The sequence below is a fragment of the Motiliproteus sp. MSK22-1 genome, assembly GCF_001968815.1.
In the GTDB taxonomy this organism is placed as follows: domain Bacteria; phylum Pseudomonadota; class Gammaproteobacteria; order Pseudomonadales; family Balneatricaceae; genus Motiliproteus.
The window spans coordinates 34828-54540 of the sequence record NZ_MIEQ01000029.1 but is presented as its reverse complement, the minus strand read 5'-3'; the positions used below and the strand labels follow the sequence as shown (position 1 = coordinate 54540).

Below are 19713 nucleotides of genomic sequence, written 5' to 3'. Positions count from 1 at the left end.
TATTTTATTTCCCTTTATTATTTAAGCCAGAAACTACACCGAATCTGGGGAATGGGCTCAGTAATCGATTGACTTGAGAATAAATAAGCTTCCACTCGGGAAGATAGCCCTTATTAAAATCCACCCTTACTCTGACGTCGGAACTCAGCTCCCACATCAGCTCACACCCGGGCGATACAGATACTTCATCTTTTCTACAAGTCCCGCGAAGTATCGGTTCTCCCCTCTTATCACGAAGCCAATACCACTCCGAACGAGGGTGGTGATTGTTATAGAACTCCAATCCATACTTCAACTCATCATACTGGCCGTCCAGAAAGTAAGTGTATTTTTGATAAGAGGGATGCTCCTTGAAAAACTTGTTTAACGGCAGCCCCCCTTCTCTAGCATCCAAGCTAATTTGGATCCGCCGTCCTTGCCCCAGTTGTTCTACAAACTCAAAATGATTACGTGATGGCTCATACCAATCAAAATCTGGTAACAGCGCCCATAGCCCAATATGAACAGCTTGGCCTAAGTGGTTTTTTCCAACCTTTCGGCCTTTCAAATATTTGGATGGGATATATAGTCGGGTCTTTCCCAGTGAAAGCTGTACAACCTCTGGCAATGATCGCTGGTTTTGTTTTGAAGGTTTGCCTTCTATAGAATCACTTGAGCCAAACAGCCAGATAGCGAGCCCCAGCATGGCTACCAGCCAAACAGAAAAAATCCAGGCAGCGCCACTTGATAAAGCATTTTTTAAAAACTTATGCTTTCGTTCTACTTTTTCATGGGAAGGACCCCAAGGGGGTTTATCATTATCCATTGGTTAAACTCATTAATTCGTCTGTTAGCACAAATGCAATTAAAATGAGGACAGGTTTATTTTCCATCTTCATTAGCCTATTACTCACTCCTAACTGGGCGCCTTTGGCCACTTCGTTCAAATCGCCTCCCTGTAATACTTTCAGTCTTTTGAATTAAATGTCTCTAAGCAGTGCTGGTAACGTAAGTACATTTCGATTACTCGAACCTCTCTTCCACTTTCCTGTCGATACCGAAACAATGGCGACAGAAAATACTCAATTACCCGGCAGAACCGAACGATGCATGATCAAAATCAGCTACCCGAGCCAGTAGAAAAATTGCCCCTTATTTATCTTGGGTAATGGCCGGTAAGGCGATCTTTTCGAATTGCTGAAACCGCACGTTGACGCTACGGGATTTGAGTTTGAGGTAACGGACTGAACGGACTAAATCATAGGTATCAAGAGGTTTGCCATGAATACCAAAGTGATGGGCCAGTTGCGCACCATCGGCGGTCATCTGACTAAAACGGGTAATCACCATCAAGCGGGAAAGGCCAGTATGCACAAAGGTATCTTGATCTTTTCTGGAACTCTGAGACGTAGGAGGAACAGCAGGCATCTTGTACCAAATCCTTTCAGCTTTACATTATCCGTAAATTGTGTGACTAGATTCTAACAAGGCGAAATTATAAAACAATCGTTTACTATTGATTCATGTCACGTCTTTGCTTTAAATTTTTTTGTCTTATTCCTGAATCAGTGACATCAAAGTCACAAAAAGTGCTTCAAGCCCTACAATCGTAGGGTTGTTAGCAGTAAAATCCCCATTGGCTTTCATTCACCCAGTCAGTGAACTTCTTGTCATACGTACTTTTAAACTAGAACAGTCCAAAACCGCGATTCTGTCGCCCCATGGGGGATTGGCCCTTCCCCGAGTAGCACATCATCCCCTTCCTGGCCCCACCCTTTATCATCCCCAGATTCAAGGAAAAGTGTATCATTGCCTTTTTCACTAAATGCAACATCGTTACCCGCACCGGCATAGATCACATCATTTCCAACACCTTCATCATTTTGCGTATATATATTCTCCAGATGATAAGTATATTGGGTTCCATCGAATTCCTCGATTACACTCCACTGCTTCCACTCATCACCACTACTGTGCGTATTCAAATCCCCCCAGATCCAGTCGCTCCCGCCACCGGTCACAATTAGATCATCTCCTTCACCACCCGCGGCAAGATCATTGCCCGCACCGCCGAATATTTGATCATTACCACCCTCAGCATCAAACCATTCACCTTGCAAACCACTGCCCGGCTCATCAGCGCCTAGTAAAATAAAGTCTGCGGCGTCACCTTGCTCATCAGCGTCAACACCACCTTCGAGCACACCTCCCTCAGCGCTGACTTCCAAAGCGTCCCTACCTGCTCCACCCTTTGCGATAATACGTCCAGAAACGTCGGTTGGGCTCAAAAGGTTATCGTCGCCGTCTCCAAGTTCAATGATGTCATCACCGCCGTCTCGTCGATAAACCACATCGTCACCATCTCCAGCCAAAATGGTATCGTTAGCGGCGGTATCATAAATGACATCGTCAGGATCGGACTCTTGATCACCTTGGATCACATTGTCTGTAACGATTTCGGGCTCTTCCTCACTAGCGCTTTCAAGATGAATACCGAAATCACCGTTGGTGAAGTTCTTCAACTCGACATCCGTGCCGTCAGGGCCACTGATCAATAGTGAGGAACCGCTTAATTCAAGAGTGTAGGTAAGATCACTCCACTGGTTTTCTGATTCATAAAAGGCGTTTTGGATCACTTGGCCATTGATAACCAATGAGCCTTTTTGGTCTGAGTCATCAATGATGACCCGCCCACCACCAGCTTCGGTAGCTACGTAATAGGTATCAGTTCCTTCGCTGTCGTAAGCCAGGTCTCCTGAATTAAGGAAGAATTTGTCATCACCTTTATCGCCATAAACTGTATCTACGGCTCCATCGGTCGCATTGCTTTGGCCATTGGAATGCAGAAAATCCTTGCCATCACCACCATGAATTTCATCCGCACCTTCACCGCCGTAAAGGATATCGTTACCTTGGTTGCCTTCAATGTAGTCGTTGCCTTCGGCACCTTTTATAACATCGGTTCCTGCACCGCCGTAAAGGCGGTCTGCCTGATCGCCACCAGTGATGTCAAGATTGCTGTTTTCATCTCCGAAGATATATGCCTTCACACCATCAGGAACAGCTGGTCTGCCTTCACTATATGCGGAAACATCGGATGTCATCGCAAACGTATCTGTGCCATAGTCCAGATAGTATTCTTTACTATGCTCACCAGAAGCGACCCCTCGTGTAACTGCAGTTGAATCATTTAAATTGCGATCCAGAATCTGGAGTAAAAAGTGAGCGCGGTCACTAATATACTGCTCTGAAAACTTCTCAAGGCTATAGCGTTCGTTATTGAGAACGGCTGAGGCTATTGAACTGTTATCCTCATCAACGACTAAAAGAAATGAAGACAACTCCACTAATGCATAACGCCCCAGCAAACCAAATTTCGTATCCGCTGAGGCCCAGTTGATTAATTCGTCCTTTGTTAGGTCTGTGACGGGAAGGACATAATTAGCTCGAATGGGGTTTTCTGAAATAAAATTATGCAGCTCAATTGTATCCAACAAGGATCCCGTCGAAGGTCGGCCTAGCATCGTTCCGAGATGACCCAGAAAAGTTGAATAGGTACTTTGCTCATTATTGGAAGCACTATCCAGCATTCTTTCAACCATCTCCTCAGTCACCAACTCATCCCAGGTATTACCTTGTGAATCGGTATAAGGAGATGTTCCTACCAGGTTGTTGATTAAGTCATAGACCAGCGCCTTAGTCGCTGGATCTGGACTGTCATCATCGGTAAACCAATCATAAGCTTCTGCCAGGAAACTTGTCACCGCTAACCCAGCCTGGATTTCAGGCTGCTCTTTAAGAAGGAGTTTTCCGATAGAATCCAACGCTTCATCCATGGCAACAACAGCAAGGACTGCAGCAGTACCATCAAGATGAAACACCGTTTTTGCTACGTTGGTTAAAAGCCATTCCTTTAGTGCATCCCACTCCTGGGCTCCTGCTGGATAGGCTTCTAAGAGTGGTATAAAGGAAATCATCGACAGCAGCCGTGCAACAGATTCCACACTGTTGGCATCAAATTCACCCCCGTAAATCCAGCCATTGGTGAAATCACCAAACGTCTGAAGAATGGGGACCGCATCATTCAAATCGAAATAGTCATGCGTTCTTTGCAAGCTTAGCTCTAACGTGCCGTTTCGCATATAACTTTCGATCATTCCCATGGTATGGGCAGTACCGGTAAAAACAGGGGTATCATCAGCTCTTAATTGATAATTAGTGCTTGAGCCTCCCACATGTTTCGATAACATGGATACCATATCCGAAGGATCAAAGTAGTGATGAATATCGGCACCATTCAAAAGAGTAGACTGGTACTCACCACCATATTTCTTTTCCAATCCTGATACGCCGCCGAGGCCATTAAAGGTTGTGATTGTGGTTTGTGCAGTAGTTACTATGCCTTCTTTAACGAAGTCATAGGCTGCGTATTGTGCCAGTGCGCCACCTAGACTATGTCCGACAAAAGTGAGGCTGGATACATCATTTGTAGGATCAAGGTCTTCTATAAAACGTCGGAAAAGCGTAAATACTTTGTCACGATTCGATTCCCACTGGCCCCAGCCAAAAGAGGCGATATCCTGGTAAGGGTCCTGATCAGGCTCGGTACCAGCAAAGGCGAGGATATAGTTACCTTGTGTGTCCTTATAGGCCGTTGCTTTAAAGCCCGTAGCTGAATCAACCCAGTTTCCTCCCGAAACACTGCTATAGCCCTCTAAATTCCCCCTGCCCACATCAACATTATAGGCACCTTCAGCGGCGTAAAAACTCACTTTAAACTCGTTAAGATTCATCCGTACTGCTTCCCTGTTCCTTTATAAATTGACAAACATTAAAAATCTTTAAAACTTGCGAAAAACGTGTTTTTCCGTATCCAATTTTTCCAGAGGCATAGGCAACCTTGCAGCCATCCGGTGAAACTGTGGCTGCCCGGGCTGACACGCGCTCCAATTTAAATTCCTGGTCTTTTGAAAACAGATAGGTTTTGTAGCCTTTCCTGCTGTAATCTACGACAAACAAACCTACGCGAGTCGAGAGAACTTTTATACTGCCGGAACTGGCCCAACCACCAAAACAGCGTTTTTCAGTTTTGGATGACCAGTCATCACGGTATAACCACCAGAGCAATGCGCAGTTGTCTTGTTGTATATAACCAAAATAGGCGTTTCGATCTTGTAAGAAGCTCGGCCTACCAATTAATTCTCCAGCTTTTATATTCAGTTCGACGAGTGTTTCATCAGTATCATTGACAATAATCGTATTTGTAATTTCGCCTTCTGGGGTTACATATGTATTTCTTATATAACCATCTTTTTTTAAGAGTGATATGTAACCCCCAGTTGATCCCGGTCTTTTAGCGTAACTACATCGAAGAGGGCTATATTCACTATCATCCGGCTTATCAAGCCGAACTTCTTTGCGTATTTCAAAGTCCTTGGGTTCAGTAACAATGTTAAATTTTTTAGATAGATTGCGGACATATAAAATGTTATCTGAAAAACAGTAATACCAAACGGGGAAATCAAGTATCTCTACCAAACGAGTATAAGTTCCATCCAGTGTTACCTGATAAACTCCGTGCTCTGAGACACCTTGTTTATTTTTAACTATCCCATCCAGTATGAGGCGATTATCAGAAACCCAGTAAATTCCACCTCGTCCGTAACTACGGGTAAACTGATCGGTTTTGATCTTGTCGAAGACCTGGTAAAACCGACTGTCGGTACTACTGCCTTCAAAACACCCACTCAAAATAAGAAATAAAAAGCAGATCATAATAAATAAAATTGAATTTTTTTCATTTTCATCTCGCAATTAAATGAAAGTTCTTCACTTTTTCGACCATATATCCTCCCTGTAAAAACTACGGAACATCCATTTACCAATAAAAATAGTTCCCACCCAAAAAAGGCCAATCGCACCTAAAAATAATCTTATAAATATAGAATACAAGTAACTTTCATCGATATCATGTTTTAGACCTATAAACAAAAGTGGTATCTCAATGAAAATAACGACTAGCAATAATAGAAGGATAGTTAGTGACAAATATTGCTCGAATTTGTGACTAGTTTTTCGAACAAAACTGATCACGAAGAAAGGAATATAGGTTGATAACAGCAACAACAGTACTCTTATATCAAATTGATATTGTTCATATATAGGACCCCAGTATGGGTCTTCATGACTCATTAATCTTAGGTAGAGTGAGATATATGAAAACGCAGTAATAAAACAAAATATTGTTAACAATATCTTCAATTTATTTCTATTTCTAGAAAGTGATGACACCATATAAAAATTTGTTTTCATTTAGATACCCCACAAATTATTCTCAGGTATACAATAATATAATTTCCTATTAGGCAGCGTCAGTGGCGTAAAAACTAATCTCAAATTCATTACGCCCAATCCGTATTCCTTCTCTTCTGCTACTCGGGCCAGCAGAAAATAAGCCTCCTCTTTATCTTGCAAGATAGCTGGAAAAACGATTTTCTCCAATTGCTGAAACTGAACGGTGGAACTGCGGGATTTGAGTTTGAGATGCCGGGCTGCACGGACAAGATCGTTGCTATCAACAGATTTTTCATGACTCGCAAAGTGATGGGTCAGCTGTACACCATCAACAGCCATCTGGAGAAAGCGGGCAATTATAACTAAGCAGGAAAGACCTACATCCACAACGGTGTCTTGATCTTTTCTGAAACTCTGGGACGTAGAAGGAACAGCAGGCATCTTGTACCAAATCCTTTCAGCTTTACATTATCCGTAAATTGTTGAGTTCTGATCCTAACAAACTGGAACTATAAAACAACCGTTCAAAAATGTTTCTAATATCGACATTTTCTAACTTTTAACCGCATTCCTGTAAAATTAAACATTAACCTTAGAAGACTTTGCTCCCGTTACATGCATACAGTTCAATCAGGAATAGCTATAAGCAATTAAATACTAGTTCGCGTCGTTGATAGGCTGTTTCTTTGGCCCCCTGACTTTGGACATCAGATAAGCTTCTTCAGCTTCGTTGTCACAATACTTACGAGTTTCTATAATAGGCCGCTGTGGCTGCAACAAAATCTCCAACCTCTTCCAGCAAGCCAGCCCGTTCTGAGTGGAAGTACTGAAACCCTGCCAGTTGTTTATCATCCCTTAAGTAATCAAGCAGAGTTAAACCAGCCTCTAGACTTTACCATCGGGATAAAGCAATGGCCCTGTTAAGATTGATCACCCACCCAGGCATAATATTTTCCAGCAGCTCATAAAGCTGAACAATATCCTGCCAATCCGTCTCTTCCGCTTTATCTGCTCGGCAGTGAACAGCAGCAATGGCGGCTTGCAGGCTATACCGTCTAGGTATGGGAGGTGTTAGCTCTGGTTTCAATTCTTGCGGCCTGAATACTACCGATTGATCTGGCCTCAAGCTTTTGTCCAGCATAACCAGTCCTTCAGCAATCATCTTCTGATTCCAAAGGCTTCGGTCCCGCTGCTCCAGAGCTATCGGTACGCCCTTGGTGTCGGCACGAGCGTCAATGCGGGAATGTTGTAGCAGCATCAGCGACAGTAATCCTTATATTTCTGAAGTATCCGGTATCAACCGATTCAATATTCTGGCTAAACCGATAGCCACTTCTGACAGCTGTCGATCCACTAACTCAGGTCCCTTTAGGGAGATCCTGAATAACCGACAGTGCATTAAAGAAAAAGAAACAAAAATGCAGTTCACACAGAGTTATATCTCTGTAGTAATCCGCACTTGAACCGATAGAAGCTTGCTGGAGAACCTGCAAACAAAGCACAGCTTTGTTGCAAAGCCATGCTTTAGTAGAAACTAGTTTAGTTGAACCGGCTAGCGATCAGTGCCCTCTACCCATCAATGGCTAAGAGCTCCCCATCAAGGCTCAGGTGTTGCCGTAATCGGAGGGTCGTTCTTCGATATGTATAGGTTCTTCCGGCGCCTCCCCCGCATGCTCAGCCAAAGCCCGCTTTGAACGCTTTTCGATCAGCAGATACAGCACCACACCGGCCCCCAGCCCCCAGGCTGCTCCGTAGATAGCCAACACGACCCCCATAGTTCCGGCTACCCCCATGGCTGTAGCGTTATCCACTTGCTCAACACCAACACTGATGCACAAATACCCAGTGATCAACAGCGTAATTGACAGTGCAATCGGCAGTACCGGCTTAAACAGCGTTACCAGTGGCAACATAAACAAGGCGATAAAGGCTACGATCCAGAAGACTCCTGCACCGCTGTAGATGGTATCCATGGCATGGCGACCGTAGCGGTAACGCTCGGCAATGGTCGCCATGGCTCCGGTAAACAAGGGGCCAGCCAACCCTGGATAAGGAGCAAAGAAAGAGTGCATCAGGTTACGAATACCTGTGATGATATGGACCCGATCCACATTAACCTCGATCTTTTCATCAGGTCGCAGATGATCAACCCGGTCAAGTAGACTCTGGCCAACAATAATGTCTCCAAAGGCAATGATATAGGCAATGATTGCGGTCGGAATCGCCATCCACAGGATTTCCAGATCAGGGAAACCGACGGTGAACGGCAGGTAATTCCACATCTCAGCAAAAGCCGGTGAGCTGAGTCCGAATTCAACAACAGGCAATTCGTATTCCCCGACAATCCAGCCAATTGCCATGGCCACCAGAGTGCCCGGTACCATACCGTAGCTGGATATAATCTTTGCCCACTTGTGCTTTTCAATCAGGTCGCGGAACGACAGAGAGAACAGCACGTATCCCGTCACCGCAAACCCCAGAATCAATGATACGGGGGTATTGGCCAGACGCCCCCCTTCCTGAATTTCGCCGGTTATGGCAGCGATACCGGCGCCCAGCAAAATACCGGCTTTAATAGAGTTCGGGAACATATTGACCAGTTTACTGCCAAGACCGGTAACACCGAGAAAGAAGAAGATAAAGGTCACAACCAGCTGTAGCCCGACCAGCGCACGAATAGCCTCCGGTCCCGGTTCAAACTGACCAATAAACAACAGCACCACAGGTATCGCCGGAGTGATCCAACCGGGAACAAAAGGACTGCCAAGCAAGTTTGGCAGCATAAAACCGAGCCCACAGACCACAACGTAAGCAAGCGCTACATCGTAGGGCAAACCGAGGTATTTTTCTAACAATGGAATCATCGCCATGGCAACGACAAACATAATCATTGCCTGGACAGTTTCCGCAACTTCCCAGCGATAGTGAACCAGGGGTAAACGAATTTTAAACGGTCCGGCGGCCCAGTACGGGTGCTCCTCACCATGCTTGCGCTTGAGTATTGCCATAATAATTCCCGATTGAATAATTGCGTTTGAGTGATGCGTTGGTGCCGCAATTATTTTTGTTCGGGCGACCGCGTCCGGCGCCAAATTAGAGCAACGGCCCGGGCAAGTCGATACACAGGGATACAACTTTGGTGGCAACAAGCGACCAAAGTATTAGGGTTTTCCCGTACTGATTATCAGTTAGCGTAATATCCGCCTTTTTTCAGCGAAAAAATGTTCTCAAACTGGGCAGAAAATATACAGTTATCGTAACAACGGATTTACCAACCTTATAAGCACGGATATTAATAAATCGATGGCAGAAGGTAACTCAAGAACAGCAGGCACACCTTAAGAAATACAATCATTAAGAAACAAAACCACTTAAAAAACAAGTTCATACATAACGTAAAACACAATAGTATAGGCGCTCAACCTAAAACCATGTAAAGGATTATTACTATTATGAGTACACCTATCATTGAGATAGCAGGAACGCAAAGCGAAAAAGTTGGCAGCATACAGCAGGTTAATACCGATACCGTGCACTATCAGAACCTACCCTCAATAGCTTCACTGGCTAATGGAGGCTATGTGATAGCCTGGCAATCCGACGATCAAGACGGCTCTGACGCTGGTATATTTGCTCAGCAATATGACGCAAATAAAAGTCCTGGGGGGGGAGAGTTTCAAGTAAACACCTTCACTGACTCTTATCAGTATTATCCATCAATAACAGGACTTAAGAACGGTGGTTATGTCATCACATGGCATTCAATGGATCAGGATGGTTCCTTGTGGGGTATATTTGCCCAGCAGTTTAGCGCTGAAGGTAACCCAATAGGCCCAGAATTTGGAGTCAATACAGAAACCAGTGATTCACAAACAGCTCCTGCAATAACATCACTTGATGATGGTGGTTATATCATCGTTTGGGGGTCAAAATCACCCAATGGAACCAATATTAATGCCCAGCAATTTGACACCAATGGTAACTCGATAGGCAATGAATTTCAGGTAAATACTTCTACCTACGGCGTGGGCCAGTTTTTTCCCGCTATAACAACACTAGACAATGGAAACTACGTCATCACCTGGGCAATGGGAACCCAATCTGGAACGACAGGCCTAGATATCTATTCACAACATTTTGATGCCAACTCTAACCCCATCGGTAATGAGATTAAGGTTAATACCTTTACAGGTCCAACGGATCAAGCTGATCCAGCAATAGCAGCACTTAAAGACGGTGGCTATATAGTCACTTGGGGATCATGGGGAGGGCAGGACGGTTCAGGGGTCGGTGTTTTTGCTCAGCAATTCGACGCTAACAGTAATCCAATGGGGAGTGAGTTCCAGGTCAACACTTATACTGGCGGATACCAATCCGCTCCTTCTGTAACATCACTAGGTGATGGAGGCTATGTAATTACCTGGCACTCTAACGGCCATGACATTTTCGCTCAACAATATGATAAATTTGGCAATGCAGTGGGCGGGGAAACTCTAATCAGTATTGACAATACTCAAGAAGCGTATCCGTCAATAACAGCCCTGAATGGCAATGAGTATGTCATTACTTGGGAGTCTAATGGAGAAATCGTAGCCCAACACTATTCGGCAGCAACCTTTACCGGCTCAATTACCAATGACGAAGATAACCTGACGCTATTGCCTGCAATAACCGCTTCATTGGCCGAAGGACAAGAGGACCTGACGGTTATTATCAGCAATATTCCCGAAGGACGGACCCTTAGTGATGGAGTCCATCAATTTACCGCCTCAGCTGGAGTGACCCAGGTAAATGTGGATGGCTGGGACCTGAGTGCTTTAAGTTTGACATCTGTTGATGATTATTACGGTACATTTGATTTAACCCTCACTGCAACTGCAACTGAGACCAGTACGGGTCAGAGTGTCAGCAGCAATAAAGTAATCTCATTCAATATCCTCCCGGTCAATGATGCTCCTGTGGCAAACAGCGATGGCGGTTACACCGTGGACAATGACGCTACACTGGTCCTTACCGATCTATTGGATAACGATACTGATGTTGATAATAGCCATGCTGAGCTGACCATTATAGCGGTGGATCAGGCTGTTCACGGGACTGTTGTACTCAATGCTGCCGGCGAGGCGATTTTCACACCTGACTCTGGATACACAGGCGCTGCAGGCTTCAGCTACCGGGTTTCCGATGGTGCAGGAGGCGAAACAGAAGGTCTTGTCAGTATTAATGTTACCCAACCCCAAATCCCACCTAACGTCATTAACGGTACAGAAAACGGTGAACGACTCGTAGGCACATCGGCGGACGAAAGCATATTTGGATATGGTGGTAACGATATCGTCCTGGGCAGCGGCGGTGCCGATATGCTGTATGGCGGAGAAGGTAATGACTATATCAACGGTGGCGGCGGTATCGATTCTTTATTTGGTGGAAACGGCGATGACGTATTAACAGAAAAGCACGCAGGGGCAAACAGCCTTTACGGCGAAGATGGTAACGATCGGCTAGAAGCTCTGAACATTGGACAGAACCTTCTCGATGGTGGTTCTGGTGATGACCAGCTTTCTTCAGGCGGTGGTGATGATTTACTTTTTGGCGGTGAGGGTAATGATACGTTAAGCGGTGGTAACGATGATGATCAACTGTACGGAGGCTCTGGTGACGACATCATGACGGGAGGGTCAGGCAATGACACCTTTATCATTGGACTCAATTCAGGTCATGATACTCTCCTTGATTTTGTAGCTGGCAATGGGACTGACGACCTCATTGATCTCAGTGCCCTAAGCTATTCAGGATTAGCCGAACTATTGCTTGATAGCAACCAGGTTGGCTCTGATACCGTTTTGACGCTTGGAGTCGATAGCAGCGTAACACTGACCGGTGTAGCCATGGCCAGTCTTCACGATAGCGACTTTATCTTCGCATAACCACACTTGATCGACTGAGCTTTGTGCTTGTCTTGCTTGGCAAGTGCAAAGCTTATAATCGGATAGTAAAACCAATTAAAAACAGTTACAGCAATGCAGAGAGTTAGATAACACCATTGCCATCCCTGGCAGTTGAGCTGGCCTTGTTAGATACTTATCCTTACTAAGGCCCTATGACAGGAGCCGGAAAAATGTGGTTGGTTAAAAAGGCTTGGTCTAAAATAGCTACTCTACAGCTAAGCGTTCCATACCATGTTTAGCCAGTAACGCCTTATAGCTTCCATCCGCCCGCATCGCTTCAATTCCTTTATTAAAAGCAGAAATAATTTCTTTGCTCTTGGGGTGACTGCGAGACACCATGACATGCACGGTATTGGAAGATACTGATTTATCGACAAAATCCAGACTGTCTGCAGATTCAGGAACATAGCGCTTAATCACAGCAAGCGCTTCACCTTCATCACCGGGGACCATATCCACCTCTCCGGCAATCAACAGCCGTACCGCATCAATCTGCTCGTTCTCTTCTCGAATTTGCAAACCTGATGAGTCGAATTTTTTCGAGATAACCCCATCTTTTAACTTAGCAAACTTGTAAGGCTTAAGATCTGCCATGCGGTCCCAGGAGATACGGTCAGCCTTGCGTTTCAGAAATGAAATACGGTTCAGTATTATCGGTGTACTGAAACGAAATTCCTTATTACGTTCTTTACTGAACCAGGCGCAGACTGCGGCATCATGTTCTCCACTCTTGGCACCGTTGATAGCATCAGCCCAAGGATGAGTGGTTACGACCCCCTGATAACCGCTTTTTTCAAAGGCTGCGGTCACCAGTTCAGCCAAAGGCCCCATATTATCCAGATTCTTGCTGATGTAGGGTTCCCACTCACTGCAGACAAGATCCAGGCTCTCTGCTTTCAATCCCGGCGACAGAATCAACAATAAAGCTGCAACGGCAAGAACAACTTTCTTATACATAACGAACTCCTAATGACACTTTTATTTATTGAGTCTAGCTTCGTTATCACCATCGCGCCCAAATATAAAAGCGCTCTCCTAACAATAAAAAAGAGGGTCCAGGCCCTCTTTTTATAAACAATCACGCATCGATCATATTTGTTGGAAACAACTTGCTGCTGATCAGTCAGAAAAGACGACTGTGCGATTGCCCATCAGGAATACACGTTTTTCGATATGATAACGAACTGCACGCGCCAGAGTATGAGCCTCGATATCCTGTCCTTTAGCAACCAAATCCTCGGGGTAGTGACTGTGCTCGACAGCCTGTACGCCTTGAGAAATAATCGGCCCTTCATCCAGATCACTGTTAACATAGTGGGCAGTAGCTCCCACCAGTTTTACTCCTTTTTCCCAGGCTTGGTGATAAGGCTTGGCACCCTTAAAACCAGGTAACAATGAATGATGGATATTAATCGCCTTTCCGCTGAGTTTCTGGCTCAAATCATCGGAAAGTATTTGCATATAACGGGCTAAAACAACCAGCTCACAGTCATATTCCTCTATCAGATCCCAGATCTGTGCTTCCTGTTGAGGTTTTGTCTCTGCCGTAATCGGGAGGTGATAGTATGGAATACCATGCCACTCAGCTAACCCCTGTAAATCCGGGTGATTAGAAATGATCACCGGAATTTCAATGGCCAATGCACCGGTACGATAGCGGTAAAGAAGATCATTCAGACAATGATCATACTTGGAAACCATGATCGCCACACGTGTCTTGTGTCCCGGCTCCGTAAGGTCCCATTCCATATTAAATTCAGCGGCACGATCAACAAATCCTTGATTAAATTCATCGGCATTGAATTGCTCTGCTGTCGGGCGAAACTGTACCCGAACACAGAAGTGATCCTGCGCACGGTCATCGTAGGAGTGAATTTCCTCAACGTAGTTTTTGGTTTCCGCCAAATAGCGAGTCACCACATCAAGGGCACCCAGGCGATTAGGGCAGTTAGCGGTAAGAGTCCAGTAATTTTCTTGTTGTTTCATAACGTTGTCTCGACTGACAGATGGAGAACAAACTCATAGGACTGAGCAGCTCGACCTCCCCTCCTCTCCCAAAAAAAACAAGAAGAGAAGTGGGGCCGGGCTCATGGTTTTTATTTTAAGAACAGCGCTTAGTCTTTTACTACCAGACCAAACTCCTGACTGGAATCCTGCAACCAAAGCCACAGATAATCGGCAAAACTACGACGGATAACCAACTCCCAACTTTCATTACCCGTACGGCGAATCACCGCCTGGGATTTGGCAAAGACCGTGGTAACGGCTTTCCCGACAGGGAAGTTGCGGTCATGCACATCGTAAGGGGTCGATTTCTGTAAAACATCACGGGCATTCGCGCCACTGATGCTCAGTACAGTCTGACCTCCGGACACGTTCACAACAGCACAATGAGCGCTGCCCATGGCCTCGCGCAATTCTCGTTCCAGCTGAAAAGCATTGGGACCCGGCACGATAATCAGCCACTCATCCGGTGAGATCCAACGAATGGACATTTCTCCGGACTCAGCGCTTTGCAGAGGCCCAGGCAGGGCCACACCCAACGCTTTTTCGGCACCCGCCACGAACTCTTTATTTTCGGTACTACCACGTAATACCAAATGCCCCAGAAGCTTTAGTTCCTGTAAGCAAACACCTCCTTGCTGCGCTCCCTTTTTGGCAAGCGTGGCAAGGTCAGCGTGAGCCAGAGGACTGTCCGCCCGTGGCCCCTGTCCCGGTAGCAAATCCATAACGGCCACTTTTGCGGGGGCCTGAGCGTCCTGGGCTGGAGATTGCAGATCTTTTTCTGCGGTTGCTGCATTAGACATTTTGGCGGTCCCCCTTTGGATCCAAGAAGATCGGGCTGCAGATTTCTGCCTCAATAACAGAGCCATCGGGCTGCGGGTAGTAGACAGTCTCTCCCATCTTATCCAGTCCGCCGCGAACCATACCTAAAGCAACACTGTGCCCCAGACAGGCACTGTAGTAACTCGAAGTAACATGACCCAGCATGGTCATCGGAATCGGCTGATTCGGATCTGCAACAGCTTGTGAACCCTCTGGGATCACAATCTGACCATCTTTAGTTTTCAAGCCAACGAGCTGTTTACGATTAGGTTTAACACAATCCTCACGGTTCATGCCACGCTTACCAATGTAGCTGAAAGGCTTTTGATTACTGACACACCAGCCCATGCCCAAATCATAAGGGTGGACTGATCCATCGGTATCCTGACCGGCGATAATGAAGCCTTTCTCAGCACGCAGCACGTGCATGGTTTCAGTTCCGTAGGGCGTCAGGTCGTACTTGGCCCCCTGCTCGAATAAGGCTTCCCAGACATGAAGACCGTAGTTCGCCTGAACGTTGATCTCATAAGACAGCTCACCGGTAAAGGAAATCCTGAAGACACGGGCAGGAACGCCGGCAACGGTACCTTCACGCCAATCCATAAACTTGAAGCTGTCACGATCCAGGTCAATATCATTGCATACGTCAGACAGCAGCTTACGCGCATTAGGGCCTGAAATAGTCATGGTAGACCAATGGTCGGTGACCGTATTGAAGTAGACTTCCAGCTCAGGCCATTCGGTCTGATGGTAAATTTCCAGCCACTCAAGCACGCGTGCAGCTCCACCGGTCGTTGTGGTCATCACAAAGTGATTCTCAGCCAGACAGGAGGTGACACCATCATCAAAGACCATGCCGTCTTCGCCACACATCAGACCATAGCGACACTTGCCAACAGCCAGCTTGGCCCAGGCATTGGTGTAAACACGACCGAGGAACTCGCGTGCATCCTTACCCTGAATATCAATTTTACCCAGAGTGGAGGCATCCAGAATGCCTACACTTTCCCGGGTCGCTTTACATTCACGGTTCAGGGCATCCTGCATGGATTCCCCCGCCTTGGGGAAATACCAGGGGCGCTTCCACTGACCGACATCCTCAAACAAAGCACCGTTTTCCAGATGCCACGCGTGCATTGAGCTATAACGCTTCGGATCAAACAGCTCACCGCAGTGGCGACCAGCAATGGCTCCAAAAGTAATCGGGGTATAGTTGGGGCGGAAAATAGTCGTGCCAGTCTCCGGGATACTCTTATTCATGGATTTAGCGGCTACTGCCATACCATTAATGTTACCCAGCTTACCCTGGTCGGTACCAAATCCCATCGCCGTATAACGCTTGACGTGCTCGATCGACTCGAAACCTTCTCGCGTCGCCAGTTCGATACCGGCTGCGGTCACATCAGTCTGGTAGTCAACAAACTGCTTGGGAGCCTGACTGGTTGGCTTAGTATGAGGAATGTGGAACAGTGCCATGGCTGTTCCTGCATTGATCTCTTCTACCTGAGGAACAACCGCATCAGGCAGGTCGGTAAAGCCAGCATTGAAAGCAGCTTTGTGTCCAGCCTCTGAGCCCTCTTCAAGACAAGCTTTAAGGCTAAAGCTGCCGTTAATCGCACCTGCAGTCAGCTGCTTTTGCACGGTTTCACCGGGAACAAAACCAATCACATCATCTCGCCACTGCGGACGACTGCCGGTATGGCAGGACAGGTGTACCGCAGGGCTCCAACCGCCGGAACTGGCCACGGTATTACAGTTCAGTTGCTGAACCGCGCCGGTTACGCGATCACCGGTTGCATCGATAGGCGCCACGGATACGCCCGTCACGCGCTTGCTGCCCTGTACGTCGATAACAGCAGAACCGGTGATTACATTCAGGCCCTTCTCTCGAGCCTGACTAACCAAATCACCTGAGGGGTTAGCGCGGGTATCAACAATGGCCACAACCTTACGACCTGCATTAGCCCAATCCAGAGCAGCCTGATAAGCACCATCGTTAGTCGTCATCAGTACGAGTTCAGAACCTGGTACAACGGCATAACGGTTAATATAAGTTGAAACAGCAGAAGCAACCATACAGCCCGGCACATCGTTGTTACCGTAAACCAATGGACGTTCATGAGCACCAGTAGCCAACACTACCCATTTGGCACGCACACGATGCATACGCTGACGCACCTGTCCGGTCGGTGCCTTGTCGCTGATATGATCGGTGCAGCGCTGATGAATGGTCAGAAAATTATGATCATGGTAACCGTTAACAGTAGAACGCGGTAACAGAATAGCTTCCGCACAATTACTCAGCTCATCGACGACATCCTTCACCCATTCTGCTGCCGGGCGACCGTCGATAGTTTCGGTACTGTGCAACAGTGATCCACCAAATTCAGACTGTTCATCAGCCAGAATCACCCGGGCACCGGAACGGGCAGCACTCAATGCAGCGGCCAGTCCGGCAGGACCAGAGCCGACGATCATCACATCAGCATGCTGATTGACATGATCATAGATATCCGGATCATTTTCACGCGGAGATCGGCCCAGACCTGCGGCCTTACGAATCATTCCTTCATAGGTATTCCACAGTGACTGGGGATACATGAATGTCTTGTAGTAAAAGCCCGGAGGCATCATTTTGCCACCGGCCTTACCCATCACACTCATCATATCGAATTCAGTACTAGGCCAGCCATTTGTTGACTGGGCTACCAGACCCGGGAACAACTCCTGCTGAGTTGCGCGCACATTCGGTACCTGAGTCGCTTCAGTTGCGCCCAACTGCAAGACCGCATTTGGCTCTTCAGCGCCTGCTGCGACAATGCCACGAGGACGGCTGTATTTAAAGCTGCGGGCAACCACGTCAATGCCATTGGCCAACATGGCCGATGCCAGCGTATCACCTTCAAAACCAGGATAGCTCTTACCGTTATAGGTAAAAGTCAGCTGTTTGCTGCGAGTTATACGGCCGCCAGTCTGGAGACGATTTATCTGTGTCATGTTGTACGCCCCGCTTCTTCTGAGCTTTCTTGTACTGCGCCTTCGCTTAGCAAACTGCCTTCCGCAACCGCTTGTGGCAACTGGCCAATTTTGTAGACTTCTTTGATTTCGTAAGTCTGGGTATCACGAGTCATATTAAAAAACTTACGACAACCGGCTGCATGGACCCAAAGTTCATGATGCAGGCCACGAGGGTTTCTGCGGAAGAACAGGTAGTTGCCCCACTCTTCGTCGCTGCAGCTTTCCGGGTCCAGGGGACGGGCGATATGTGCTTCACCGGAGGAATGAAACTCCTCCTCTTCCCGGTGCTCCTCACAATGAGGGCAGTAGATATAAAACATCGTGTTACTCCTCCGGTTAGTGGGCGACGCCAGCTGCGCCATGTTCATCAATTAACGCACCGTCATGGAAACGGAACATGGAGAATGGCTTGGCCATTTCATTGGCTTCACCTTTGGCCAATGTCTCGGCAAACACATGACCAGATCCAGGCGTTGCTTTAAAACCACCGGTACCCCAACCACAGTTGAAGAACAGATTTTCGACCGGCGTATCGGAGATAATCGGACAGGCATCCGGACAAGTGTCAACGATTCCCCCCCACTGTCGGTTCATACGTACACGGCTGAAGATCGGAAACAGCTCAACAATCGCCTGAACGGTATGTTCGATGGTGTGATAACCACCACGCTGGCCATAACCGTTGTAGCCATCAATCCCTGCCCCGATGACCAAATCACCCTTATCAGATTGGGAAACGTAACCATGCACATGGTTGGACATGACGACAGTATCGAGAATCGGCTTAATCGGCTCAGACACGAGCGCCTGCAGCGGATGTGATTCCAACGGCAAGTCAAATCCTGCCATCTTCGCCAGAACACTGGAGTTGCCTGCCACTACGCAGCCAATTCGATCTCCCTTGATGGTGCCATGCTGTTTAGTCTCAACAGCCACAGCGGCGCCATCTTCAGTAATGATATCGATTACTTCACACTGCTGGATCAGATCCACACCCAATGCATCAGCAGCTCGGGCAAACCCCCAGGCCACGGCATCGTGACGTGCTACTCCAGCACGAGGCTGCCAGGAAGAACCCATCACCGGATAACGACTGTTAGCTGAACAGTCCATGATCGGTACGATCTCCTGAACCTGCTTGGCATCCAGTACTTCACCATCGATTCCGTTAAGACGATTGGCATTTACCCGGCGTTCAATATCACGCATATCCTGAAGCGTATGACCAAGATTCAGTACGCCGCGCTGGGAGAACATCACATTGTAGTTAAGATCCTGAGATAGACCTTCCCACAATTTCATGGCGTGTTCGTAAAGGTGAGCAGACTCATCCCACAGATAATTTGATCGAACGATAGTGGTGTTACGGGCAGTGTTACCACCACCCAGATAGCCCTTTTCAATAACAGCCACATTGGTGACGTTATGCACTTTCGCCAGATAATAAGCAGTCGCCAGACCATGGCCACCACCACCGACGATCACGACATCATATTTCTTTTTAGGCTTAGGGTTACGCCAAACCCGCTGCCAGTTCTCGTGGTGGCTCAGGGAGTGTTTAAACAGCCCGAATCCTGAGTATTTTTGCATTGCTCTACCCTCACTGGGATCCAGCCTCCATCGGCTGGAATCTAGCTTCGAGAAAACT

14 protein-coding genes are annotated in these 19713 nt (G+C 47.0%); 1 reads left to right on the top strand and 13 read right to left on the bottom strand.

From position 1 onward, the window contains the following. Window positions 1-4: 4 nt before the first annotated feature. The 7 genes from BGP75_RS08890 to BGP75_RS08850 all read right to left on the bottom strand — a co-directional run bounded on the left by BGP75_RS08890 (window position 5) and on the right by BGP75_RS08850 (window position 9281). Window positions 5-805 carry a hypothetical protein gene (locus tag BGP75_RS08890; protein WP_076717858.1) on the bottom strand — a complete coding sequence of 267 codons (801 nt, stop codon included), beginning with the start codon at window positions 803-805 and terminating at the stop codon, window positions 5-7. Between the two features lie 326 nt (window positions 806-1131). Further along, a complete protein-coding gene (locus BGP75_RS08885; protein WP_076717856.1) occupies window positions 1132-1407 on the bottom strand; it encodes a hypothetical protein in 276 nt (91 codons plus the stop codon). A gap of 254 nt (window positions 1408-1661) precedes the next feature. After that, window positions 1662-4772 carry a lipase family protein gene (locus tag BGP75_RS08880; RefSeq protein ID WP_076717854.1) on the bottom strand — a complete coding sequence of 1037 codons (3111 nt, stop codon included), beginning with the start codon at window positions 4770-4772 and terminating at the stop codon, window positions 1662-1664. Further along, a complete protein-coding gene (locus tag BGP75_RS08875; RefSeq protein ID WP_076717851.1) occupies window positions 4762-5793 on the bottom strand; it encodes a hypothetical protein in 1032 nt (343 codons plus the stop codon). Before BGP75_RS08875 ends, BGP75_RS08880 begins: the two co-directional genes overlap by 11 nt. 498 nt (window positions 5794-6291) lie before the next feature. Beyond that, window positions 6292-6660 carry a cysteine peptidase family C39 domain-containing protein gene (locus tag BGP75_RS08865; RefSeq protein ID WP_158070081.1) on the bottom strand — a complete coding sequence of 123 codons (369 nt, stop codon included), beginning with the start codon at window positions 6658-6660 and terminating at the stop codon, window positions 6292-6294. A gap of 505 nt (window positions 6661-7165) precedes the next feature. Then, entirely contained in the window at window positions 7166-7534 is a 369-nt protein-coding gene (locus tag BGP75_RS08855) for a DUF6596 domain-containing protein (protein ID WP_369832111.1), read from the bottom strand. Window positions 7535-7877: 343 nt separating this feature from the next. After that, a complete protein-coding gene (locus BGP75_RS08850) occupies window positions 7878-9281 on the bottom strand; it encodes a solute carrier family 23 protein (protein WP_076717841.1) in 1404 nt (467 codons plus the stop codon). Between the two features lie 444 nt (window positions 9282-9725). Between BGP75_RS08850 and BGP75_RS08845 the strand changes: the two genes are divergently transcribed. Further along, a complete protein-coding gene (locus tag BGP75_RS08845; RefSeq protein ID WP_076717839.1) occupies window positions 9726-12200 on the top strand; it encodes an Ig-like domain-containing protein in 2475 nt (824 codons plus the stop codon). A gap of 225 nt (window positions 12201-12425) precedes the next feature. Here BGP75_RS08845 and BGP75_RS08840 read toward each other — a convergent pair whose 3' ends face one another. The 6 genes from BGP75_RS08840 to BGP75_RS08815 form a co-directional block, all read right to left on the bottom strand. Further along, window positions 12426-13178 (bottom strand): ABC transporter substrate-binding protein, encoded by a 753-nt coding sequence (locus BGP75_RS08840; protein ID WP_076717837.1) that lies wholly within the window; start codon window positions 13176-13178, stop codon window positions 12426-12428. A 162-nt stretch (window positions 13179-13340) separates the two neighbouring features. Further along, window positions 13341-14207 carry a formyltetrahydrofolate deformylase gene (gene purU, locus BGP75_RS08835; protein ID WP_076717835.1) on the bottom strand — a complete coding sequence of 289 codons (867 nt, stop codon included), beginning with the start codon at window positions 14205-14207 and terminating at the stop codon, window positions 13341-13343. A gap of 128 nt (window positions 14208-14335) precedes the next feature. Further along, window positions 14336-15028, bottom strand: coding sequence for a sarcosine oxidase subunit gamma (locus BGP75_RS08830; RefSeq protein WP_083704713.1), 693 nt, complete (start codon window positions 15026-15028; stop codon window positions 14336-14338). After that, window positions 15021-18044: a sarcosine oxidase subunit alpha gene (locus BGP75_RS08825; RefSeq protein WP_076717833.1), complete on the bottom strand. Its 3024-nt coding sequence runs from the start codon at window positions 18042-18044 to the stop codon at window positions 15021-15023. Before BGP75_RS08825 ends, BGP75_RS08830 begins: the two co-directional genes overlap by 8 nt. Further along, complete coding sequence (locus tag BGP75_RS08820) at window positions 18041-18385, bottom strand: sarcosine oxidase subunit delta (protein WP_076717831.1); 345 nt, start codon at window positions 18383-18385, stop codon at window positions 18041-18043. Before BGP75_RS08820 ends, BGP75_RS08825 begins: the two co-directional genes overlap by 4 nt. A 16-nt stretch (window positions 18386-18401) precedes the next feature. After that, entirely contained in the window at window positions 18402-19655 is a 1254-nt protein-coding gene (locus BGP75_RS08815) for a sarcosine oxidase subunit beta family protein (protein WP_076717829.1), read from the bottom strand. Window positions 19656-19713: the final 58 nt, after the last annotated feature.